This is a genomic window from Pseudomonas sp. S9, assembly GCF_000222125.1.
GTDB classification, from domain to species: domain Bacteria; phylum Pseudomonadota; class Gammaproteobacteria; order Pseudomonadales; family Pseudomonadaceae; genus Aquipseudomonas; species Aquipseudomonas segetis.
Map to the genome: position 1 here is coordinate 746,384 of NZ_AFFX01000001.1, position 22,645 is coordinate 769,028.

Consider the following 22,645-nt stretch of genomic DNA (forward strand, 5'->3'; position numbering starts at 1 on the left):
TTTCAGGCGAGGGCTATGATCAAGATACTTCTGTACTGATAACAGACTCAGTTTTTTAAATAAAATACATATCAGATGGGTCGTTATTGACGTTGAATGCGGCGCAAGGGCTTTGAGTCGTACTTGCTCCAGCGCAAACAGAAGTTGGTACAGATCAATATCCGCCTGGAAAACTGATCTGCTGGTTTTTATTGCTTCTGAGTCTGGCTAGCTGGGCGGGGCTAGGCCATAGTGGGCGTTTCACTGCTTCATGCCGACCGGCAAAGCACATGAACAATAAGGAGAGCGCTGTGTTATTGAGAGGTCTGACCTGGTTGGTGATGTTCCAGATCCTGGGGGTTGCCATCAACCACGCATTACTGCCAGCGCTGCCAGGCGCGATTATTGGCTTTCTGCTTCTGCTGGTATTTCTCCTTGTTCGCGGCAAGGTCGATGAGTCGCTCAATACAGCCGCCAATACGCTTCTACAATATTTGCCACTGCTGTTGGTCGTGCCTGCCACCGGCATTATCACCAGCAGTCAGGCGTTGCTTGATAACTTGCTGCCCATTGCCGGGGCATTGGTTCTGTCGTTGTTCATAACCGTTCCGCTGTGTGGCTGGTTGATGCAAGCCCTTGCGCGCAGGATTGAGCGTCGCCTGGATGGCCGCTCATGATCAATAAATCCATTGATAGCACTTGGTTGGTAGTTCAGCAGCATCCACTGTTTTCAATCGGCCTGACATTGATTGCTTTTCAGCTGGCCCTGGCGCTCTATCGGCGTACCGGTTGGCTGGTACTGCAACCGGTATTGGTGTCCATGTTCATCGTGGTGACAACCTTGTTGTTGCTCGGTATCGACTACAACACTTACCGCGAGGGCGCGGCGCCGATTGCATTGTTGCTTGGGCCGGCGACAGTTGCGCTTGCCGTGCCCTTGTATCGTAACCTCAGGCGCATTCAGCTGCTGTTCTGGCCAATAATCCTGACAATTGTTGTCGGTGGCGTCTTTACCTTGCTGCTGACCCTGACCATTGCCCATTTGCTGGGCGCTGACCTGCAAATACTGCTGACCTTGGCTACCAAGTCGGTCACCATGCCTATTGCCATGTTGGCGGCAGATCAGATTGGCGGCATTGCTGCGTTATCGGCGGTTTTTGTCATGATCACGGGCGTTGTTGGCACCGCAATTGGCCCCACTATGCTGCGTTGGGTGGGGGTTGATCATCCAGCTGCACGGGGCATGACATACGGCATGAATGCACACGCGATTGGAACGGCCAGGGCGCTTGAGGAAGGTGAGGAGTGTGGGGCGTTTGCCGCCCTGTCCATGAGTTTGCTCGGCGCATTGACGGCGGTGTTTTTGCCGTTGTCCGCAACACTGTTGGTCTGGTTGTATAGCAGCCAATAGTGCAGAAAACTCGACAGCCACTGTGTGACTGAGCAAATAGTTAGCAAAAAGCCCGCCGAAGCGGGCTTTTTGCTGATGGGGCTGATCCTTCAGCTATACCGATCATACGATTTATTTATGAAAATTTCGTGAAAAACTTGGCAAAAAAACGAATCTAAAGGGAACTTTTTGCCATTAATACGCCATCAGAGTCCAAATTGATCAATTTATAGACATTTTTTATCGGAGCGCTCGGCAACAACCATTCAAACACCTTGTCATCGCAGCGACATATGCCGGTCACGGACTTGCCATTGAAGTTCGCTCAAATCGTCGTGACTGCCAAGGAGAGATGACGATGCGGATTTGCGTGATCGGAGCTGGTTATGTGGGCCTGGTTTCAGCAGCATGTTTTGCTGAAATGGGCAATCAAGTTACTTGCATAGAGCGGGACAGCAAGCGCTTCCAGCTGCTTAGTCAGGGGCGGGTGCCTATATATGAGCCGGGCCTGGAGTCATTGATTGCAGCGCACTTGAACAATGGCCAGTTGCGTTTTACCCAGGATTTCGCTGAAGGCATCAGCCAGGCCCAGGTGATCTTTATCGCGGTGGGAACACCAAGTGGGGAGGATGGATCAGCTGATCTGTGTCATGTGCTCAATGTGGCCGAAGAACTGGGTCGCCATATTCAAAGTCGCTGCTTGATCGTCGATAAATCCACGGTTCCGGTCGGGACCGGCGAGCGGGTTGCCCAGCGTATTAATCGTCAGCTTGCTGCTCGCGATAAAAAATTCCAGGTCAATGTGGCCAGTAATCCTGAGTTCCTGAAAGAAGGCTCGGCGCTGGATGACTTCATGCGGCCAGACCGCGTCATTATCGGTTGTGATGACGGCCAGGACACCGAAACCTTGCGCCGTCTGTACGCGCCTTTTATTCGCAACCACGAGCGCTTGCTGTGCATGAGCGTTCGTGCAGCAGAGTTCACCAAATACGCCGCCAATGCATTTTTGGCGACCAAGATCTCATTCATCAATGAGATGGCCGGGCTCTGTACGCGCCTGGGGGTAGATATCGAAGAAGTGCGCCGTGGCATCGGCAGTGACAAGCGAATTGGCACGCATTTCATTTACGCAGGCTGCGGTTACGGCGGCTCTTGCTTCCCGAAGGATGTACGCGCACTGATTCGAACAGCCGAGCAAGAGGGCATAGAGCCTGGCATCTTGCGTGCGGTCGAGGCTCGCAATGCTTTGCAGAAAACCCTGCTTTTCCAGGCGTTGCGTGAACATTTTTCAGGGTTTATGCAGGGCCGTGTCATCGCTATCTGGGGCTTATCCTTCAAGCCTGGTACCGATGATTTGCGCGAGGCGCCGAGTCTGGTGCTAATTGATGCATTACTGGCTGCCGGGGCAACGGTGAAGGCCTGTGATCCGGTCGCTACCTCGGCAGTAGCCATGCGCTATCAGATGGAACTGCAAGCAGGTCAACTGAGTCTAACTGATTCACCCTACACCGCAGCTCTAGGTGCTGACGCACTGGTACTGGTGACTGAATGGAAGCAATTTCGCCAACCGGATTTTGCGCGAATACGCGGCATGATGCGCATGCCTGTGCTGTTCGACGGACGCAATATCTACGATGCCAAGCAACTTGCAGAGCTGGGTTTTTTATATCGAGGCATCGGCAGGCCACAGCTAGGCAGTTGTATGGTTAGCGCGGCCTGATAGACTAAGAGAGCCTCTGAAAAACTACTGCGCGAGATATTACTGCGTTAAAAAAGTGCTAAAAATGCTCATTTAGGCCACTAAACTCCGCTTTTTCGCACTTTTTTGCCTTGTCCTATCGTCGCTCGTTACCTTTTTTAGAGGTTCCCAAGGTGCTTTTAATAACTCTAAATGGAGTCCCATGATTAAGAAATGCTTGTTCCCTGCAGCCGGTTACGGCACACGTTTTCTCCCGGCCACCAAAGCCATGCCCAAGGAAATGTTGCCCATCGTGAACAAGCCGCTGATCCAGTACGGCGTCGAAGAGGCGCTAGACGCTGGCTTGTCAGAAATTGCAATGGTCACAGGGCGCGGCAAGCGCTCGCTCGAAGATCACTTTGATATCAGTTACGAACTTGAACACCAGATCCGCGATACCGACAAAGAGAAATACCTGGTCGGTATTCGTCGTCTGATCGATGAGTGCACCTTCTCCTATACCCGCCAGGTCGAGATGAAAGGTCTTGGCCACGCGATCCTCAGCGGCCGCCCCTTGATTGGTGATGAGCCCTTTGCGGTAGTTCTGGCCGATGACTTGTGCCTCAACCTTGAAGGTGACGGCGTTCTGGCGCAGATGGTCAAACTGTACAACCAGTTCCGCTGCTCGATCGTGGCAATTCAGGAAGTGCCAGAAGACGAAGTGCACAAATACGGCGTAATCGCTGGCGAAATGATCCGCGATGACATCTACCGTGTTAACAGCATGGTGGAAAAACCGAAGAAAGAAGATGCGCCCACCAATATGGCAATCATTGGTCGCTACATTCTGACGCCCGATATCTTCGACCTGATCGAACAAACGGAGCCAGGCAAAGGCGGTGAAATCCAGATCACCGACGCCTTGATGAAACAGGCGCAGAATGGCTGTGTGCTGGCCTACAAATTCAAGGGCCAGCGCTTTGACTGCGGTGGAGCTGAAGGCTATATCGAAGCCACCAACTTCTGCTTTGAAAACCTGTATAAAACGGGTAAATCCAAATAATCTACAGCCTCCAGCCGTAGATCAATACCGTAAAAGACCTCCGCTAGCCCAGCTGGCGGAGGTCTTTTGCATTCAAGGTATTGGCATCTGCTCTGAACCAGGGCCAAGCGGCTGGCCATAACTGAACTCAATGTAGTTGCCACCCGGATCAACAACGCCGCAGTAATAGCCAACAGGATAGGGCTCGTCACGAGGCTCCCATATCAGGCACCCAGCAGCACGCGCCTTGTTGGCGAGCATATCGACCTGCTCGCGACTTTCAACGGCGAAACCGAAGTGAGAGTAATCAGTCGCAGCCAACTGGCGCTGCTGGCCGCCGGGCATCATGACCAAGATAAACTGGTGCTCTTTACCAGGCTCAGCCATCCACACAATACGTGAACCTTTGCCAGCCCTTTGGTGGATGACGCCCATGGCGCAAAACTCGCGATAGAACTCAATACAGTCGTCCAGATCGGGAACATGCAGGGCAATGTGGGTCAGGGTTGGGTGCATAAATCCTCCTCCAAGCATTGTTTAAGCCTAGGCGCTTGCAGCAATTTTGCAGGCGCCGGCTCCGGCACCGGTCAGCGACTTGTACCTGGGCGAGCCAAGTCTTTTAGACTCAATAATGCCGGCTTTGTCAGTTTTACGGCGTCTTTCCAGCGTTTGGCTGGGTTATGATTGGGCCTTTCTAAGGAGGGTAGTCATGACTTACGACTTTGATCTTTTTGTAATCGGTGCGGGTTCGGGCGGTGTCCGTGCAGCTCGGTTTTCAGCGGGTTACGGCGCCAAGGTAGCGGTTGCCGAAAGTCGTTACCTGGGTGGTACCTGCGTTAACGTCGGGTGCGTACCCAAAAAGTTATTGGTCTATGGTGCCCACCTTGCTGATGAATTCGAGCAGGCCAAAGGCTTTGGTTGGGATGTTGGCCAGCCATCGTTTGACTGGCCAACTTTGATCAGCAACAAGAATCGTGAGATCGATCGCCTTAACGGGGTTTATCGCAACCTGTTACAAAACAGCGGCGTTACGCTGCTTGAAGGGCATGCGCGAATGCTCGACGATCATCATGTCGAGCTCGATGGCAAGCGCTACAGCGCCAAGAACATCCTGATCGCCACCGGTGGCTGGCCAAGCATTCCTGATATTCCAGGGCACGAGCATGCCATTGGCTCAAATGAAGTGTTCTTCCTGGATCAGTTGCCCAAGCGCGTGATTGTTGTCGGCGGCGGCTATATCGCGGTTGAATTCGCCTCTATCTTCAATGGCATGGGCGCACAAACGACCCAGTTGTATCGCGGTGAGTTATTCCTGCGTGGCTTTGACGGTTCAGTGCGCAAGCATTTGCAAGAAGAGCTGACCAAGAGTGGCATTGACCTGCAATTCAATGCCGATATCAAGCAAATCGAAAAACAGTCCGATGGCAGTTTGTCGGTCACCTTGAATGACGGCCGCACCCTGGAAACTGACTGCGTGTTCTATGCCACGGGGCGGCGTCCAATGCTGGACAACCTCGGCCTTGAAAACACCTCGGTCAAGCTCGACAAGCGTGGATATATCGAGGTTGATGAACACTACAAGACCACGGCTCAGTCGGTCTTTGCGATCGGCGATGTGATTGGACGCGTCCAGCTAACCCCAGTGGCCTTGGCTGAAGGCATGGCCGTGGCGCGCCAGTTGTTCAAGGCCGATGAATACCGCAGCGTTGACTATCAGATGATTCCAACGGCGGTATTCAGCTTGCCGAACATTGGTACTGTTGGCATGACGCAAGAACAGGCACGCGAAGCAGGGCACGAACTCAAGATCTACGAAAGTCGCTTCAAGCCCATGAAACTGTCCCTCGGCGACTCAACTGAGCGCACCTTGATGAAGCTAGTGGTTGATGCTGATTCTGATCGGGTTCTGGGCTGTCACATGGTTGGCCCTGATGCGGGTGAGATCATCCAGGGCTTGGCCATTGCGCTCAAGGCCGGCGCGACAAAAGCGATCTTCGATGACACCATTGGCGTCCACCCCACGGCTGCAGAAGAGTTTGTCACCATGCGCACAGCCGTTTCCGAGTAATTGCAGCAGTGACCATGGCGCAGTTGTTCTACGCCGCCGACCTGTTTGGCGTGGCCGTATTTGCTATTACGGGCGCGCTTATGGCTGGGCGCAAGTCGATGGACCTGTTCGGTGTACTGGTGATCGCAATCATCACAGCATTGGGCGGCGGCACATTGCGAGATGTGATTCTCGGCAATCATCCTGTGAGCTGGATTCGTGATGACACCTATATCCTGGTGGCGTCAATTGCAGCGGTTGGTACCGTGGTTTGGGTCAGGCTAACGCAGCCGATTCACGAAAAAGGCCTGCTGATCGCCGACGCATTTGGCCTGGCGGTGTTCACAGTCTACGGCACTGAAGTGGCGCTCCAGCATGAGCTTCAGCTCAGTACGGCAGTGATAATGGGGGTTATTACCGGCGTCGCAGGCGGCGTGATGCGCGACATCATCTGCAATGAAATACCGCTGATTTTCAAGAAAGAAATCTATGCCACCGCGTGCATTGCCGGCGCCTTGATGTTTATTGCGCTAAGGGCTCTAGCGACGCCGCCCTGGCTCGACACCGGGGTGGCCATGCTGACGGTTCTGGCCACGCGCCTGGCTGCCATTCGCTGGCATTTCTCGCTGCCCAGGTTCCACCTGCTCGATAGGGATTAACCATGATTGAACGCCTGGATCACTTGGTCTTTACCGTTGCCAGCATCAACAAGACTGTCGATTTCTATACCCGTGTACTGGGCATGCGTCATGAAACCTTTGGCGAAGGGCGCAGTGCTCTGGTCTTCGGCCAACAGAAATTCAACCTGCATGAGCTGGGTAAGGAGTTTGAACCCAAGGCCAGGCGACCAACGCCGGGGGCCATGGATTTGTGCTTGATCACCAGTTGGCCAACCGACAAGGTGCTGGCACATTTGGCGGAGCAGGGCGTGGTTGTCACCGAGGGGCCGGTTAAGCGTACAGGTGCGACCGGGCCAATTGAGTCGTTGTACTTTCGTGATCCTGACGACAACCTGATTGAAGTCAGTCATTACCTCTAAGTTGCCAAGAATGATTCTGGCACCTGAACCCAGGCACCAGAATCATCACCACTTACTCGTGATGGGGCGCACCGACAAAAGTCAGTGACGTGAAAAACCCCTGCTCACTGATATCAGGGTTGTTGGCCACTGGCACCACAGTTTGTGCGGCAATGACGTTCAGTCCCTGGTTCCTGACGATAACCTGGGCTCGACCTTGGGCGTCAGTTTCAGCGCTGATCTCATCGGGGGCGCTGCGGTAGTCTCCAATCAACTTGACCCCAGCCAACGGCTTGCCGTTGAGCTTGACGATCACCGGCAGCGGTTTGCCCGGCCCGACGCCAAGCGGGTCGGCTTGCGGCACAATCACCAGTTTCAAGCGATCAAGTGCTGGCAGTTTGGCGCCTTCCTGGTAGATCGCCAGGCTGTATTTGAATGTCTGCAGCGAAGCAATGGCCCCCGGTACTTTTGAGCGACCCTGGTTGACCCATTGCTTGTCGGCAGTTTGTGACCACATGCCGTTATCCAGCGCCACGGCCATTATGGCGGGAGGGCTTAGTGGCACTAACCGTGCGTGATCACTGAGCCGCTCTATGGTGACAGGAATCATCTTGCCCTTTGTGTTGTAGGCCCAGGCTCCACTGATCTTGCTGGCTTTAAAGGCGTTATCTTCGGCCCCGTGGCCGTAGACCGTTTCGATATTGCCGCGCCGCTGTTCGGTCCATAGACCATGGGCGATGGCTTCGTTGGCAAAGATCAGCCCGAACAGTGAAAGCGATACAGCTGTAAGTGTGCGATGCATGTGAAATCCTTGAAGGGCTAGAGGTTTAGCGACAGGCTCAGGCTGAAATTACGGGGCGCGCCGGGAGCAACCCAGTAGCTGCTGTACGAGCGTTCGTAATAGTTTTCATCAAAAATATTGTTGAGGTTGAGGCCGACAGTGAGGTTTTCACTGGCTTTGTAATGGGCGAGCAAGTCAACGGTCTGATAGGCATCAAGCTCAAAGTCAGTGCCTGCTTCGCCAGAACGGTCGCCGACATAGCTGTAGGCCGCGCCAATATCCGAGCCGCGCAGCAGGCCATCCTGAAACTCATACACCGCCAGAACACTGCCGCTGCGTTTTGCCACTCCAAGCAGCGAGCTGCCGGTCGGAATATTGGCATCGCCCTTGGTGACTTCGGCATCGATATAGGCAAAGGCACCAATCACCCGCATGGCGTCGCTCAATTGGCCGGCGAACTGGATATCCATGCCTTGGCTACGCGCTTTACCAATCGCCCGGCTTGAGTCGGTGCTGGGGTCGAGCGCAAGCACGTTTTCCTTTTCTATATGAAATGCCGCGATGGTTGCGCTCAGGCGGTCATCGAACAGCTCGGTCTTGAAGCCCAGCTCATAGCCAATGCCTTCTTCCGGATCAAAGGCCTTGCCCCTGGCATCCAGGCCATTGTTGGGTTTGAAAGAGGTCGAAGCATTGGCAAATACGCCTATTTCAGGCGTCAGTTGGTAAAGCAGGCCTGATCGGTAAGTTATTTCATCGTGGCGCTGTTCACTGCTGGCGTTGGCGGCGTAGTCATCTATCTGTTGCTCGACGTGTTCAAAGCGCGCACCGATCAAGCCTCGGAGTTTTTCACTGAAGACAATTTGATCTTGCAGATTCAACGCCTGGCTTTTTACCAGCTGATAAAAGTCAGAACCGCTGCGGGCGCCGTCCGGCTTGGGCTGGCCGTATATTGGATTGTAGATATCGATAGCGTAAGGGCTGCCAGCGATAGTAGTGACACGCTCATTCTTGCGGTAGTTTTCATACTCGGTGCCGATCAACAACTCGTGCTGCCAGTCGCCGCTATCAAATAAACCGCGCAGCTCAAGCTGGGTAATGCTGTCATGCCAGTCGTTATCGCGTTCACGATAGCGGCGGTTGACTGTATGACCGTCAGCATTCAGTGGGCGCGATTCGCTGGCGAAACCGGAGAGTTCACCTTGCTTGTAATGAGTCGCCAGGCGCAGGGACCAGGTTTCGTCGAGGTGATGCTCAAGCGCGGCCTGGATCATGTTGTTGTCATTATCGATGTCACCGTCATTGGGTTCACCGAGGAAGGTTCTGCGTGACAGGCCGCTTTTATTCGTTGTCGGCACCACAATGCCGCGGTCGAAGGTTGAGTTGTGTCGCACGAATTCAGTTTCGACGAGTAGCTGTGTGTCTGGATCAATCTGCCAACTGAAGGAAGGGGCAATGAACAGGCGTTCGCTGCCGACATGGTCACGAAAGCTGTTGTTGTCCTCTACCGCGATATTGACCCGCGATAACAGGTCGCCTTGCGGGTCAAGCGGTGTATTGACGTCCAGGGTCGTACGGTACTGGTCCCAGCTTCCTGCACTGGCCTGCAGTTTGGTAAAGGCTTCAGCCTGCGGCTTTTTGGTAACGATATTGACCGTGCCGCCCGGATCCCCACGGCCATATAAACTGGCCGCGGGACCTTTGAGCACCTCAATACGCTCGATATTGGCCGTGTCTGGGGTAGTGGGATAGCCGCGGTTGGCGCTGAAACCATCCTTGTAGAACTCTGAAGTGGCAAAGCCGCGAATGCTGTACTCGTATAGGGTCAGGCCGCCGAAGTTATTCTGTTTGGAAACGCCGCCAGCAAAGTCCAGGGCGCGCTCGACATCAGAAGTGTTGAGATCTTCAAGCACCGAGGAGGGGATCACACTGATTGCCTGGGGAATATCTCTGATCGCGGTATCCGTCTTGGTGGCGCTTGCAGAGCGGGTTGCCTGGTAGCCGTCGACCGGACCTGTGGCTGATTCATAGTCGAATTCAGAGGTAATGGTCATGGCCTCAAGTTGCAGTTGGTCTTTATTTTCTTCAGCGAAGCTGGCATCGCCGAACAATCCGATGGTTAGCCCGGCCATGCAGGCAATTTTGCGCGACATTACATCTCATCCTTATGCAAGATGTAACAGTATAACGTTTCTATTGCTGCAGGATGCCATCAGTCGCAAGTAACTGAATGTTTCAGTGTTTTAACCCAGTCGGGCAATAGCAGAGGCGAGGGCGAGGTTGGTGGGAGGGTACTTAAATTTACTGTTGCATATCAGGTAATAGTAATTTGCTAGATTGCTGGTTTTTCAACCTATGACCACTCAATAAACTGACTACCTATCCAGACGTATTATTGCACGAGGGTCATGAAATGAAGCCGTATCTGATTTTTGCAAGCACGTTATGCGCATTTGCACTTCTTTTCTCGCAAATTAGCCAAGCTGAAGAGTCTGCAAGTTTTGTTGCGCGAAATGAACGAGTGCAGGAGCAAGCCAATAACAATGCTCAGCGCGAGACGCTAGCCAAGCAATCTCAAACCGTCAGCAAAAAGCAGTCTGAAACCACTAAAGACAGCTGAGACTCAGTGACTTCGAGACGTTGATTGTTTTGCTCCCGCCCCTTTGTCGACGTCTTTCTTGACCGCTCATTCAGAGCGGTTTTTTTTGCCCGAAATCCGCTGCCATTGGCGAATGCCTGACTTCTTAGTGGCTGAAGTGGCGGGTGCTTGCGAAACAATTGAGCAGGCGATGCAGGATAAACACGCTGAACAGGGTCAGCAGCACCGCAATGCAAACGGAACTCAAACGGTACAGGGTTGCATACATAATGTCGTGATCAGGCGTCAGCGATTGACCAAACAAAATAGCCAGTGTGGTCAGTGCGCCGAAGCCTATGCCCGGCACGCCGTTCTCGAGCATATGCCAGCGTGCGCAAAACATTGCCGCAATCCATACCAGCAGCACGACCAGCGGCAACACATCATGATGGTTGTAAAGCAAAAGCATCATCAGCAAGGCAATTGTACAGCCCAACAATGTGCCCACGGCTCGCACCCGACCGGCAAAATGTACGCCTTTCCAATGCATCGGAAATAAAACCAGGATGCTGGCAACCTGAGCGGACAACGAGTCATGCAGGTTGAGGCTCTGGAACACCATGAACGACAGCGTAGCCACTGTTGCTCCCAGCAACGCTTCGTGGCGGCGACTGGGCAGGTCCTTGCTGACCGGTTGGCGCGGCGCTCGTGGCTCAACATCGGGAAACAGATAGAACATCAACCCGGCGATTGCGCCAGCCAGAAAAATTGCGCAGCTGTTGTACCAGAGCATGTCGATGACATTGGTTTGCGGGTAGCTGGCGAAATTCAGCTGTATGGAAAGAAATACCGAGCCGAGCGCGCCGAATAAAAACAATGGACCTTTGGCCATCAGCGCAAAGCGATAGAAAAATAGCAGAAACACCAACGGCACCATGAGCAGGGGGCGTCCGCCGAACAGCCCATAGAGCAGGCCGACTTCCAGGCTGACGACGAGCCCCTGGGCAAAGAACTGGCGGATCAGGTGCGCGTTTAGCCTGGGAACCAGCCCCAGTAGCAGCATCGGGTAAACACAGAAGAACGAGCCATATTCCAGGTTCAGCAATTTACAGATCAACAAGGCCAGGGCACCGCCTGTGGCTATGCGCAGGCACTGGCGCAAATCGTTGTCGCTCAATGGCTGGTGGCCGTGCATGACGCTGACATCGGCAGAGCTGGTGTCAGTAGACCTGGCATCAGTAGACATAGTGCAGCCAACTGATCATGCGGATTTGCAGCCTGGCAATGCCCGCAACGAAAGCGTTATCGAGCGGAATCAACTGAACAGTGGCCTTGGCCCCAGTAGGTAAAGTGAAGGGTAATCCTTGATCGAGCTGTAGATGCAAGCGTTGGCGCTGGGCATCACGCACCCAGCGTTCCGACTGTACCGGCGCGGCCAACTGGCCATTGGCTTCAATCTGGCCTTCGCGCACACCGGCATCGATATGCCCGACTCTTGCATTGAACAGCTCTCCTGGCCGGGCGTCGAACACCACCACCGCCGGCGTTTTAGGTTCTACATAACGCAGGGCTTTCTCACGGAAGTCGGCAATGATGTCGATACTGTCTTCAACCATCGCGGCAACGGGCGCACCAGCAGCAACATAGGTGCCAGGCCTGAGTTGCAGGTTGCTGATCACGCCGCTGTGCTGGGCGCGGACCTCGGTGTATGCGAGGTTCAAACGAGCCCGGCGCAAGGCATTGCGCGCTTGGCGAACACGCAGGTTGTCACTGCCGTTAGTGCCGCGGCGGGCTTTGAGTTCTGTGATCTTGGCTTGGGCAGCACTGACTTGCGCCAGTGCTGAAAGGTGTTGTGCCTCAAGGGTGTCGTAGGCCTGGCGCGAAACCAGCTGGCGACCGATCAAACTGTGCATGCGCTTGCTTTGCGCGGCCAGGTCAGTGGCTTTAGCCTTGGCGGCGCTGACCTCAGCCTGGGCCGCCTTGAGCTGGGCATCAAGCTCCATGTTGTCCTGTTGCGCCTGCTCGACAGCTAATTCGGCCTGGCGGACCTCCACTTCAAAGGGCTGGGCGTCGAGTCGAAATAACAGTTGGCCGGGCTGCACATGTTGATTGTTGAACACCGCCAGTTCACTGACCTGTCCTGATACCCGCGGCGCGATCTTGAGTACTGAACGGGTCAGCTTGGCTTGTGGTGTCAGCGGCATACTCAGGTCAGCGGTCAGAAAATATATGAAGCAACAGGTCAAGGCCGCAATTGCGATTTGTACCCAGCGGGCAAATCGTTGATCCGGAGTCATTAACTACCTCAATAAGACACATTGGATGGGCGGACATTCAGCGCAGGGCGCAAATCCGGTCGAGCAAATGGTCTAGTATATTTTCTGTTGATTAATGTAAAAATAAGCGAAATGTGCAAAGCACAATTACGTAAAAGGTAACAGTAGATGGATGTTTTCCAGGCAATGCGAGTTTTTGCCAGGGTGGTGGACTCGGGCAGCTTCACTGCGGCAGCGCAGGTACTTGATCTCTCAACCGCCCAGGTATCGCGACTGGTTTCTGAACTTGAGAGCCATCTGCAAGCCAGGTTGCTCCAGCGCACCACGCGGCGTCTGCGCCTGACCGAAGTAGGCAGCCGCTACCTCGAACGCTGCCGGCAAATACTCAATGAGATAGAGGATGCCAACGCCGAAGCCAGCGGCGCGCACTTGATGCCACGAGGACGATTGAAGGTGCATTCGATCACTGGGCTTGGCACCCAGCTTTTGGCGCCACTTGCCGCGCGCTATTGCGAGCTGTTCCCCGAGGTGCACATCGACATGACCCTGTCTCAGTTCCACCCGGACCTTATTGATGATGGCCAGGATGTGGTCTTTACCATGGCCCGCGAGTTGCCGGATTCGGAACTGGTAGCGCAATTACTGGGCTGTAACTACAGCGTGTTGTGTGCGGCGCCATCTTATCTTGAGCAGTGGGGTATTCCACATACACTGGATGACCTGGCCGAGCATCGATGCCTGCGTTTGATCGATCCTGTGTTCGGCGACAGCTGGACCTTCAATGACAATGGTGTTGAGCGCGCAATCAGCCTCGGCGAAACCTTCCAGGTCAATGTTGCCGAGGCGATGGCCCAGGCAGCAGCGGCAGGCATGGGCATTTGCCTGCTACCGGACCTGGTTGCGGCCAAGGCCTTCCAGCAGGGCAAGTTGGTGCGGGTGCTGGTTGAACACCGGCTGCATGAGCGCGGGGTTTATGCGCTCTATCCTTCACGACGATTTCTAGATGCCAAGGTGAGGACCTGGGTCGAGTTCCTCAAGGAGCAGATACCCCAGGCCTTCGCCAACAATCGAGCGGTAGTGGAAAACCCTGCATACTGGGCCTGATTGTGTGTTGGTTCAGCGGCTGGAACCGTTGCGCATCATCAACAAGGCCATGATCACGCCGCAGGCTGCTATAAGCGTGGCGATAATGCCCAGGGACTGCAAACCAAACTGGCTGATGCCAAGCCCACCCAGAATGGCGCCAAAACCAATACCTGCGTTCGCCGCAGAGATATTCATGGTTGCAGCCAAGGCTTGAGCCTTGGCTCCGGCCTGCATCACCCGGACCTGACACACCGGGAACAGCGCCGTGTAGGCAATTCCCCACGCTGCCAGTGCAAGGACCAACACCCAAGTTGTTGCTGCGAATGGGATGGCCACCAACATGCCAGCGCCCAGCACCAGCAGAAACAGCACCATGGCGCCCAAAGGTGTACGGTCGACCATGTTGCCGCCCAGGTAATTACCGATCATGCCGACGGCGCCGAATGCCATCAACCACCAACCGACCTGGCTTTCCGGTATTTCAGCCAGGCGCTGCAGAACATCGGCGAGATAGGTGTAGGCGCTAAACATCGCGGTAAAGGCCAGGACTGACAACAGCACATGAGCAATAAAACGTGGGTTGCGCAGAATCTGGGTCTGTTTTTCACCCGGGTGTTTTGTCGGCGAGCTAGGCAGAGTTGGCATCAACAGGTGCATGAGCAGGGCGATCAACAAGGAGATCCCCGCCAATATCCAGAAACTACCGCGCCAACCTACTGTATCGGCCGCCACAGTTCCCAGCGGTACACCGAATACCAGGGCGGCGCTAATTCCCAGGTAGACCCTGGCAACTGCCTTGCCCGCCATGCCAGGGCCTGCCAGCTGCCCGGCCGTTTCACTTGCGGTACCCCAGAAAACCGGCAAGGCCAAGGCTGGAATAAAGCGGGCCAGGGCCAAGACCCAAATGTTGGTTGCCACAGCTGCAAGCACATTGGCTGCCGCAAACACCAAGAGAATGATGCTGAACAGTTTCTTGCGTTCAACATGAGCCAACCTGGCGGTTAGCACGGGGCCGAAAAGCATCACGGTGAAGGCGAACAGTGTCACCACCTGACCGGCCAGGGTGATGGAGATATTCAGATCACGCGCCAATGATGGGAGCAGGCCGACAATCAGAAACTCGGTGGTGACAATAATAAATGCCGCAATTGCCATAATCAGGATTTGCACGCCAGTACGAGACTGGCTGGCATTGGCTTGCGGGGCATGCGCGACTGCAACGGGGGGCATTGTGTTACTCCAGTGGTGGGTGCATCTTGCACCAGGCTGTTTTTCGCGCTTATGGATCGCCGCCTGGTTAAAGATCGCCTAGCTTATTAGAGAATTCTGCGTATATTTGCGGCATTAATTACCAAGTGAGTTGAATATAATTCACTAATAGTCCGGCAAAATTGGAGTGACGATGTTTTCCTCGGAGCGCCTCAAAGGCATTGATGTTTTCGTTGGCGTTGCCGAGCTAGGCAGCTTCACTGCGGCAGCCGAGCGCCTTAACCTGACCAGTTCGGCGGTCAGCAAAAGTGTCGCGCGGCTGGAGGGGCGACTCGGTGTGCGCCTGTTCCAGCGAACCACCCGGCGTTTGTCGCTGACAGAGGCGGGGGCTACCTTCTATCGCACTTGTAGCGCAGTGCTGAATGATCTTGAAGAAGTCGAGCTGACACTGACCACCGAGCAATTGGAACCGCAGGGCAGGGTACGAATCGACTTGCCTGCCTCGTATGGCCGCTTGCATGTATTGCCCTTGATCCTCGACTTCGTCGAGCAGCATCCGGGCTTGCATCCTCAGGTTTCATTTTCTGACCGATTTGTAGATCCGGCCCAGGAAGGCATCGACATCGTGGTGCGTATCGGCGGCTCTGATGCCTGGGCTGCAAATTTAGGCCACCGTTATTTCGGCCGCCAACGCCTTATTTTCTGTGCCTCTCCAGACTATCTACAGGCCCATGGCACACCTTTGAGCGTACTGGATCTGGAGCAGCATCGCTGCGTTGGTTACTGTCAGGGTGACGGCATGGTTGGTCCCTGGTTTTTCAAGGGCCGTCAGGCAGGCGATATGGAACGCCGTGTCATGCATGCACATATTGCCGTGGGTGATGGTGAAGGCGAGGTGATGGCAGCGCTTGCCGGGCTTGGCATTGCCCAACTGCCGACCTGGTTAACCCAGGGGCATCTGGATGCAGGCAGCCTGGTCGAAGTGTTACCGCAACTGGCCACTGATAGTTTGCCGATGAACCTGGTGTGGTTGAAAAGCCGTGAAAACCTGCCAAAGGTCCAGGCGCTTGTTGAATACCTGAGCCTCAGGCTCAAACCCTCGGGTAGCGTCCGTGATAAATCTGGATCTTCAACTGTGCACCGGCTTGAGCGGTAAGCGAAAACGATCGACCTTCCACCAGGTCGGCAGGAGTTTGCGAATGGCGGGTTGATTGAAGCGATCGTCGATCAAGTAGACCACGCCTTGATCCTGCACCGTCCGAATGACCCTTCCAGCGGCCTGAACGACCTTTTGCAGACCCGGATACAGATAGGTGTAGCCATACCCCTTGTTGTCGCCAAACATGGCTTCCATGCGCAGCTTTACCTGTTCATTGACCGGGTTGATTTGCGGCAGGCCAAGGGTGGCGATGAATGCGCCAATCAGGCGCTCACCGGGTAAATCGATACCCTCACCAAATGCGCCGCCCAGTACCGCAAAACCAATGCCTCGACTGCTTGTGGTAAAGCGATCAAGGAAGCCTTGCCGCTCAGCTTCTCCCATCTGCCGGGACTGCTGCCAAACCGGGATTTCGGGATGTGTCAGGCGCAGTTCGTCTATTGCCGCCTGCAGGTAACTGTAGCTACTGAAAAATGCCAGGTAATTGCCGGGTTTCTCCCCGTATTGGCGGGCGATCAATGCCGCAATAGGCTGCAGGGAGTAGTCGCGATGGGCGTAACGGGTGGACAGATTACTGATCGCCTGGACCTGCAGTTGTTCGGCACTGAAGGGGGACTCCACATCGATCCAGGGCGTATCTTCAGGCAGGCCGAGCAAGTCGGCGTAATAGTCGGCCGGGCTCAAGGTCGCTGAAAACAGGGTGCAGCTGTGTGCGTCCTCAAAGCGTGGCGCCAGGAAAGGGGCCGGCACTATATTGCGAATACACAGGGTCGAGCCAGAGTTGTCGTCGCGGCTGATATCGAACAAGGAGTGCGGGCCAAAGGCCTCGGCCAGTCGGCAAAACAGCATGGCATCCAGATAGAAATGCAGCAGCTCAGCGGCGTTGCCTGCGGGTTGTTCGCTGAGATGGTCGGTCAGGGTGCTGACGGCTTTTTGCAGCGCCATGACAAACAGCTCCGGCGCCATCGGATAGACCTGATACGCCAGTTGTTGCTCAAGCTCCAATTGACGCCAATGCCGGCTAATGCGCTCGAGCGGGGCCTTCATCACCCGTGGTGCTATTGATCGCACAGCTTCAAAACGCTGTTGGTTGAGCTCTGCGGTATACATGCCCCGCGCCCGCTCAATCAGGTTGTGGGCCTCATCCACCAGCAAGGTCACGCGCCATTCGTTGAGCAGCGTCAGGCCATACAGCAGGCCGCCCATGTCGAAGTAATAGTTGTAGTCGCAAACCACAATATCGGCCCAGCGGCATAACTCCTGGCTCAGGTAGTACGGACAAACCTGATGCGCCAGGGCAACGTTGCGTACACGCGCATGGTCGAGCCATTGCCCTTCGAGCGCCGCTTGGCGCGCAGCGGGCAGGCGGTCATAAAAACCTTTGGCCAGTGGGCAAGCGTCGCCGTGGCAGGCTTTGTCTGGATGTTCGCAGGCTTTGTCCCGGGCAACATGTTCGAGCACTCGCAACGGCATGAGGGCTTCCTGTTTGCACAGGGTGCGCAGGGCATCCAGGGCTAAGCGCCTGCCCGGTGTCTTGGCTGTCAGAAAGAACAAGCGATCAAGCTTTTGCCCAGCAAACGCCTTGAGTTGAGGAAACAGCGTACCCAGTGTCTTGCCAATCCCTGTGGTCGCTTGCGCCATCAAGCAATGGCCGTCGCGCGCGGCCCGGTAAACGGCATTGGCCAATTGGCGCTGGCCGCTGCGAAATTCAGGGTGGGGAAACTTGAGGTTGAGCAGCGACTGGTCGCGGCGCAGGCGATGAGCTTGTTCGTATTGCGCCCAATGGATGTACCGGCTGCATTGCAGGGTGAAGAAGGCCTGTAATTCATCGGCACTGAGGCTTTGGTGAAAGGCCGTCTCATGTTGGGTCAGCACATTGAAATAGACCACGGCCAGGTTTATTTCCGGCAGCCCCCGCTCGGCGCAGAGCAACCAGCCATACACTTTCGCCTGAGCCCAGTGCAGTAGCCGGTGATTTTCAGGTATACGGCTGATATCGCCACGATGGGTCTTGATTTCTTCAAGCAGGTTCTGCTCCGGGTCGTAGCCATCGGCGCGTCCACGTACGAGCAGTCCCTGGTGTTCACCGCTCAAAGGTAGTTCGGGGACGTAACCCGGTCCGCGCCTGGCGACCACAATGGCATGGCCGGCCATGCCTTCCTGGGCCGTGGGCGAGGGAGTGAAGCGCAAATCAAGGTCACCGACCTTGGCGGTAAACTCGCAGAGCGCGCGTACCGCGACCTGATACTTCAAGCGTCGGCCCATTGCACGTAGCAGACATCCACCGGCATATTGTGTTCGGCACAAAAGGCCAGCCAACGGCGCTGGTTATCTTGTAGACGGTCGCCCGGGCCCTTGACCTCAATCATGCGGTAGCGCCTGTGTTCGGGCCAGAATTGAATGAGATCGGGCATGCCCGCGCGGTTGGCCTTGATATCGGCCAGTAGGCGCTCGAACCATGCCCGCAGGTGTACGGCGGGCAGGCATTCCAGGGCTTGCTCCAGCAGATGTTGATCGAGGGCGGCCCAGAATACAAAGGGTGACTGGATACCAAATTTTTCGGCATAGTTTTGCCGTATCACATCCTTGTAAGCCTCTGACTCCAGCAGTTCAAGGCTGCGTACAAATAATGACTGGCGCTGGCTATAAAACTCGCTACTGAGCAAATCGACCGGGCCACTCTGGAAGGGGTGGAAAAACGCACCCGGCACAGGTGCGAAAATGGCTTGCCAGCACAGCAGCCCAAACAGGCTGCAGATCAGGCTGTTTTCGACGTAGTGCACCGGCCCATCGGGCTGATCGAGGTGTTGGGCCACCGCAAACTCGACACTTTGGGCCTCGGGCCTGGGTAGCACCAGGTCAATTCGCGCCGGATTTGCAGGCTTGGCTTTGGCCGGAAGTGGCAGGCCTAGCTGACGAGCAAGACGGGTCAAGGCACGGACCACTGCTTGGGCTTCGGCGTCATTTTCCGGCGCTTGCAGCGCCTGGCTGGCCAGCTCATAGGCCTGCTGATGGCGTCCTAGTCGCTCCAATACGCGGATCTGTCGCAACCGTGCACCGACATAGCGACAATCTGCATAAAAGGCCAATGCGCTTTCGAGCTGAGCCTCACGCTCCAGTTGCTGTCCCATGGCGAACAACAGCTTGTTGCGCCGTGCGGCGAGAAAGGCCGTGTCGCAGGGCAGGCTGCCGATGCGTTGGAGAATGGGCTCAATTGCCTGGCCTGACTCGAATTGCTCGCGGCACTCATGCAGATCCAGGTAGCAATCCACATCGGCACGGCAGCGAAAGGCGCGGGAATCGGCGCCAAGCTCGACCTGCTCGTAGCGAAAGATACCCAGCTCTGCGAGGACAAATTCCGACCAGTCCTGGCGCAGGTTGCCAAAGAACATCAGCCGCAGGCGTTGGCACAACGGGTCGATGGTCAGCGACAGTATTTGCTCAGCACTGTTGGGGCACCAACTTGCGAAGGCGCGTGGTTCGGGCTGCTCATCAGCTAGCCGCTCAAACAGCTGGGTCTTGCTCATGGAACCTGTAAGTGCGGTTTTTTCGCCCAGGTGCACAAGGATTTCATCTTTGCGCAGCAGCTTGAACAGTTCATCAAGGCTCAGAGCAGCGTCATGTTCTATCCAGCCAGCATCAAGCAAAGGCTGGGCCGCTGAACGGCTGCAGGAAATTTCTTCATAGTTCAGCTTGTCGAGGCGGAAATGCCTGCCTTTGCGCATGATCATGCGTACCAGCAAGGCTTGCGACTGAGTATCGATGAGCGAGAATTGCTGGATAAAGCGAGATTCCGATTCATCGAGCAAATCGGCATAGCGTTGTTGCAGCCAGGAGAGCGCCTGCTTGAAATTGGATAGGTAATAAAATCTGGGATGCGACTGCATGGCCGTGCCGGTTGCTGATTGCATGGACAAGCGCCATGCACAGTGGATGGAAGCGCGCTGCGATTTATCCCGACAGTTTAACCTTGGCTGTTTGTTTATACAGTATTAATTTTCAGTAGGTGCCCAATGGTTGTTCATCTGCTTCAGCAGGTCGCTGGCGTGATTTAATAGGGACGGCGTTTAAGCCAATTCTTCCTTGAACTGACGATGGATGGATCACCGCCTTGGATAAACTCATGGCCATGCGCATGTTTGTCGAAACGGTCGAAGCCAAGGGGTTTTCAGCCGCCGCCCGCAAGGTTGGACTGGCGACTTCATCAGTCACGCGAATGGTCGATTCGCTTGAGGCCGATTTGGGCAGCGTATTGCTCAACCGTTCCACGCGACAAATCAGCCTGACTGAAGCTGGCGGTGTTTACTACAACAGTGCGCGGCTGATTCTTGATGCCGTGGCGGACGCGGATGCCGAGGTTGCCGACCAGGGAGATCAGCCTGTCGGGGTGTTGCGCGTGTGCGTGCCGGTCGAGTTTGGCCGAAGCGTAATTATTCCGCAGCTGCATCGGCTGCTGGCGCGTTATCCACGTCTGGAAATCAACCTGACCCAGAGCGATGAAATCATCGACCTGTTCAGTCAGCGTGTCGATCTATCTGTTCGACTGGGCGCCGCGTTGGTCAACGACAACGTAGTATGCCGAACCATCGGCCATTTCCAGCGGTGGGCCATTGCCAGTCCCGATTACCTGGCCAGGCACTCGCTGCCCATTGAACCGGCCGATCTTTCACAGCATCAATGCCTGGCATTTGACTTCGGTAACGGCAAGCCGAGCTGGGTGTTTGAGGGCGCTGAGCAAAGCATCAGCGTAGCCGTGCAAGGTCGCTTGAGAAGCAATAATGCCGGCACTCTTCGCCAGGCTGCACTGGATGGCTGTGGAATCGCGCTGCTTGCAGATTGGCTGGTCGAGGAGGATGTCAGGGCGGGACGTTTGACGCGGCTGTTGGAGGACTATCAAGTCAGCCCCGGCCAGGCACAGGCAACGATAAATGTGCTTTATCTGCCCAATCACAGGATGTCGACACGGGTGAGGGTGTTTATCGAGTTCTTGCAACAGATACTTGCCGAAACAAGGCATCCCACGCCGGAATAATACGCTGTTGCAGTTTATGCAATGCTGAGTTGCAGGCCCTTCCCATTCTCTTGGTCGCCCAGCGGCACTAAGGTGATTGCACAGCTCGACACGGCAAGCCACCAATGCCGAGGCTAATGGAGCCGGGCCGGGCGCTACACCTTTTCGAAGAGATAATTACCATGACCGATGCAACGACTGTGCAGGCTCGCATGACCACACACACCTTGACGGGTGGCTTGGTTACCCTGTTTGCATTCTGCTGTGGCGCCATAGTCGCCAACCTGTATTACGCACAGCCAATTGTCGAGTTGATTGCGCCTGATATCGGGCTTTCAGCCGATGGCGCCAGCTTGATCGTTTCACTTACCCAGATTGGCTATGCACTCGGGCTCCTGCTCCTGGTGCCTTTGGCTGATCTTTTTGAAAATCGCAAGTTGATGATTGGCAGCGCCCTGATTGCGGGTGCCTGTTTATTGGCCGCGGGAATGTCCAGGCAACCCAATGTGTTCCTGCTGTTATCGTTGCTGATTGGCTTCAGCTCGGTTTCAGTGCAAATGCTGATCCCACTGGCCGCGCACCTTGCCCCGGAAGAAAGTCGCGGCAGGGTGGTTGGCAACATCATGGGTGGCCTGTTGCTAGGCATACTTCTGGCGCGGCCGATTTCCAGTCTGGTGGCGGATCACTTTGGCTGGCGCATGGTGTTTTTCGGCGCAGCGGCTGTGATGCTGGTCATTATTCTGGTCATGGCCTTGACCATTCCGGCCCGCAAACCAACCCAGCACACCACCTATGCAAGGCTTATGGGGTCGTTGATCAGCCTGGTGCGTACCCAGCCAGTGTTGCGCCAGCGTGCGTTGTATCAAGGGTTTATGTTTGCCAGTTTCAGCCTGTTCTGGACGGCTGCGCCGATCGAGCTGATGCGTCATCACGGCCTGTCACAGACGCAAATCGCCATTTTCGCCCTGGTCGGTGCGATCGGCGCATTAGCTGCGCCAATTGCGGGGCGCATGGCTGATGCGGGGCACACCTACAAGGCGTCCGGTGCGGCCATGTTGATCGCTGCTGGTGCTTTCCTGATTGGCTGGACTGGCGTGGGCTACAGCGTTATTGGCCTGGCCTTGACTGGCGTACTGCTGGATTTCGCCTGCCAGATGAATATGGTCCTGGGCCAGCGCGCGGTGTATGCGCTTGACGCACATAGCCGCGCCCGCCTCAATGCGCTGTACATGACCACTATATTTATCGGTGGTGCCATCGGTTCGGCAATCGCCAGCCCCCTGTACGAGGCTGCAGGCTGGACAGGAGTTGTGATTGCCGGCGGTGCCTTGCCCTTGATTGCATTGCTGGTATTTCTGTTTAAAGAGCATGCGTCCAACCAGGCCTGAACTCGA

At 55.3% G+C, this 22,645-nt stretch carries 20 protein-coding genes; 12 read left to right on the forward strand and 8 right to left on the reverse strand.

Annotation, left to right across the window (positions count from 1 at the left end; translation table 11 throughout):
* Positions 1 to 290 precede the first annotated feature (290 nt).
* From PSES9_RS0103415 to galU, 4 genes are all read left to right on the forward strand, one after another.
* Positions 291 to 656, forward strand: a complete 366-nt coding sequence (locus PSES9_RS0103415; RefSeq protein WP_010678609.1) for a CidA/LrgA family protein — start codon at positions 291 to 293, stop codon at positions 654 to 656.
* The gene (locus PSES9_RS0103420; RefSeq protein ID WP_010678610.1) at positions 653 to 1,390 is read left to right on the forward strand and encodes an LrgB family protein; all 738 of its coding nucleotides are present in this window, start codon (positions 653 to 655) and stop codon (positions 1,388 to 1,390) included. The genes PSES9_RS0103415 and PSES9_RS0103420 overlap by 4 nt, the downstream gene beginning before the upstream one ends.
* Positions 1,391 to 1,727: 337 nt before the next feature.
* The gene (locus tag PSES9_RS0103425; protein ID WP_010678611.1) at positions 1,728 to 3,089 is read left to right on the forward strand and encodes a UDP-glucose dehydrogenase family protein; all 1,362 of its coding nucleotides are present in this window, start codon (positions 1,728 to 1,730) and stop codon (positions 3,087 to 3,089) included.
* A gap of 181 nt (positions 3,090 to 3,270) precedes the next feature.
* Positions 3,271 to 4,110, forward strand: coding sequence for a UTP--glucose-1-phosphate uridylyltransferase GalU (gene galU / locus PSES9_RS0103430; RefSeq protein ID WP_010678612.1), 840 nt, complete (start codon positions 3,271 to 3,273; stop codon positions 4,108 to 4,110).
* Between the two features lie 72 nt (positions 4,111 to 4,182).
* Here galU and PSES9_RS0103435 read toward each other — a convergent pair whose 3' ends face one another.
* Complete coding sequence (locus PSES9_RS0103435; protein WP_010678613.1) at positions 4,183 to 4,605, reverse strand: VOC family protein; 423 nt, start codon at positions 4,603 to 4,605, stop codon at positions 4,183 to 4,185.
* Positions 4,606 to 4,798: 193 nt separating this feature from the next.
* Between PSES9_RS0103435 and gorA the strand changes: the two genes are divergently transcribed.
* From gorA to PSES9_RS0103450, 3 genes are read left to right on the forward strand one after another with little or no spacing between them, the layout of a single operon-like run.
* The gene (gene gorA, locus PSES9_RS0103440; protein ID WP_010678614.1) at positions 4,799 to 6,157 is read left to right on the forward strand and encodes a glutathione-disulfide reductase; all 1,359 of its coding nucleotides are present in this window, start codon (positions 4,799 to 4,801) and stop codon (positions 6,155 to 6,157) included.
* 14 nt (positions 6,158 to 6,171) lie between these two features.
* On the forward strand, positions 6,172 to 6,795 hold the full coding sequence (locus tag PSES9_RS0103445) for a trimeric intracellular cation channel family protein (protein WP_010678615.1): 624 nt from the start codon (positions 6,172 to 6,174) through the stop codon (positions 6,793 to 6,795).
* Positions 6,796 to 6,797: 2 nt separating this feature from the next.
* Positions 6,798 to 7,175: a VOC family protein gene (locus PSES9_RS0103450; RefSeq protein WP_010678616.1), complete on the forward strand. Its 378-nt coding sequence runs from the start codon at positions 6,798 to 6,800 to the stop codon at positions 7,173 to 7,175.
* Between the two features lie 52 nt (positions 7,176 to 7,227).
* Here PSES9_RS0103450 and PSES9_RS0103455 read toward each other — a convergent pair whose 3' ends face one another.
* Positions 7,228 to 7,956, reverse strand: coding sequence for a DUF4198 domain-containing protein (locus PSES9_RS0103455; protein WP_010678617.1), 729 nt, complete (start codon positions 7,954 to 7,956; stop codon positions 7,228 to 7,230).
* Between the two features lie 17 nt (positions 7,957 to 7,973).
* Positions 7,974 to 10,085 (reverse strand): TonB-dependent siderophore receptor, encoded by a 2,112-nt coding sequence (locus PSES9_RS0103460; RefSeq protein ID WP_010678618.1) that lies wholly within the window; start codon positions 10,083 to 10,085, stop codon positions 7,974 to 7,976.
* 260 nt (positions 10,086 to 10,345) lie between these two features.
* On the opposite strand from PSES9_RS0103460, the gene PSES9_RS0103465 reads away from it, so the two are divergent.
* On the forward strand, positions 10,346 to 10,552 hold the full coding sequence (locus PSES9_RS0103465) for a hypothetical protein (protein ID WP_010678619.1): 207 nt from the start codon (positions 10,346 to 10,348) through the stop codon (positions 10,550 to 10,552).
* Between the two features lie 124 nt (positions 10,553 to 10,676).
* Here the strand turns inward: PSES9_RS0103465 and PSES9_RS0103470 are convergent, their stop codons facing one another.
* Both PSES9_RS0103470 and PSES9_RS0103475 read right to left on the reverse strand, forming a co-directional pair.
* Positions 10,677 to 11,705 carry a DUF2955 domain-containing protein gene (locus tag PSES9_RS0103470; RefSeq protein WP_029529347.1) on the reverse strand — a complete coding sequence of 343 codons (1,029 nt, stop codon included), beginning with the start codon at positions 11,703 to 11,705 and terminating at the stop codon, positions 10,677 to 10,679.
* A gap of 40 nt (positions 11,706 to 11,745) precedes the next feature.
* Positions 11,746 to 12,807, reverse strand: coding sequence for an HlyD family secretion protein (locus PSES9_RS0103475; RefSeq protein WP_010678621.1), 1,062 nt, complete (start codon positions 12,805 to 12,807; stop codon positions 11,746 to 11,748).
* A gap of 147 nt (positions 12,808 to 12,954) precedes the next feature.
* Here PSES9_RS0103475 and PSES9_RS0103480 point away from each other — a divergent pair, with 147 nt between their 5' ends.
* On the forward strand, positions 12,955 to 13,890 hold the full coding sequence (locus PSES9_RS0103480; RefSeq protein WP_010678622.1) for a LysR family transcriptional regulator: 936 nt from the start codon (positions 12,955 to 12,957) through the stop codon (positions 13,888 to 13,890).
* A gap of 12 nt (positions 13,891 to 13,902) precedes the next feature.
* On the opposite strand, the gene PSES9_RS0103485 is transcribed toward PSES9_RS0103480, so the two are convergent.
* The gene (locus PSES9_RS0103485; RefSeq protein ID WP_010678623.1) at positions 13,903 to 15,102 is read right to left on the reverse strand and encodes an MFS transporter; all 1,200 of its coding nucleotides are present in this window, start codon (positions 15,100 to 15,102) and stop codon (positions 13,903 to 13,905) included.
* Positions 15,103 to 15,274: 172 nt separating this feature from the next.
* Between PSES9_RS0103485 and PSES9_RS0103490 the strand changes: the two genes are divergently transcribed.
* Positions 15,275 to 16,237 carry a LysR family transcriptional regulator gene (locus PSES9_RS0103490; RefSeq protein WP_010678624.1) on the forward strand — a complete coding sequence of 321 codons (963 nt, stop codon included), beginning with the start codon at positions 15,275 to 15,277 and terminating at the stop codon, positions 16,235 to 16,237.
* Here PSES9_RS0103490 and PSES9_RS0103495 read toward each other — a convergent pair.
* Both PSES9_RS0103495 and PSES9_RS0103500 read right to left on the reverse strand, forming a co-directional pair.
* A complete protein-coding gene (locus PSES9_RS0103495; RefSeq protein WP_010678625.1) occupies positions 16,211 to 18,505 on the reverse strand; it encodes an ATP-dependent DNA helicase in 2,295 nt (764 codons plus the stop codon). The two genes, PSES9_RS0103490 and PSES9_RS0103495, sit on opposite strands and share 27 nt — an antisense overlap.
* Entirely contained in the window at positions 18,490 to 20,151 is a 1,662-nt protein-coding gene (locus PSES9_RS0103500; protein ID WP_010678626.1) for a VRR-NUC domain-containing protein, read from the reverse strand. Before PSES9_RS0103500 ends, PSES9_RS0103495 begins: the two co-directional genes overlap by 16 nt.
* A 200-nt stretch (positions 20,152 to 20,351) precedes the next feature.
* Between PSES9_RS0103500 and PSES9_RS0103505 the strand changes: the two genes are divergently transcribed.
* A complete protein-coding gene (locus PSES9_RS0103505; protein ID WP_029529350.1) occupies positions 20,352 to 21,272 on the forward strand; it encodes a LysR family transcriptional regulator in 921 nt (306 codons plus the stop codon).
* Between the two features lie 161 nt (positions 21,273 to 21,433).
* Positions 21,434 to 22,639 (forward strand): MFS transporter, encoded by a 1,206-nt coding sequence (locus tag PSES9_RS0103510; protein WP_010678628.1) that lies wholly within the window; start codon positions 21,434 to 21,436, stop codon positions 22,637 to 22,639.
* Positions 22,640 to 22,645 lie beyond the last annotated feature (6 nt).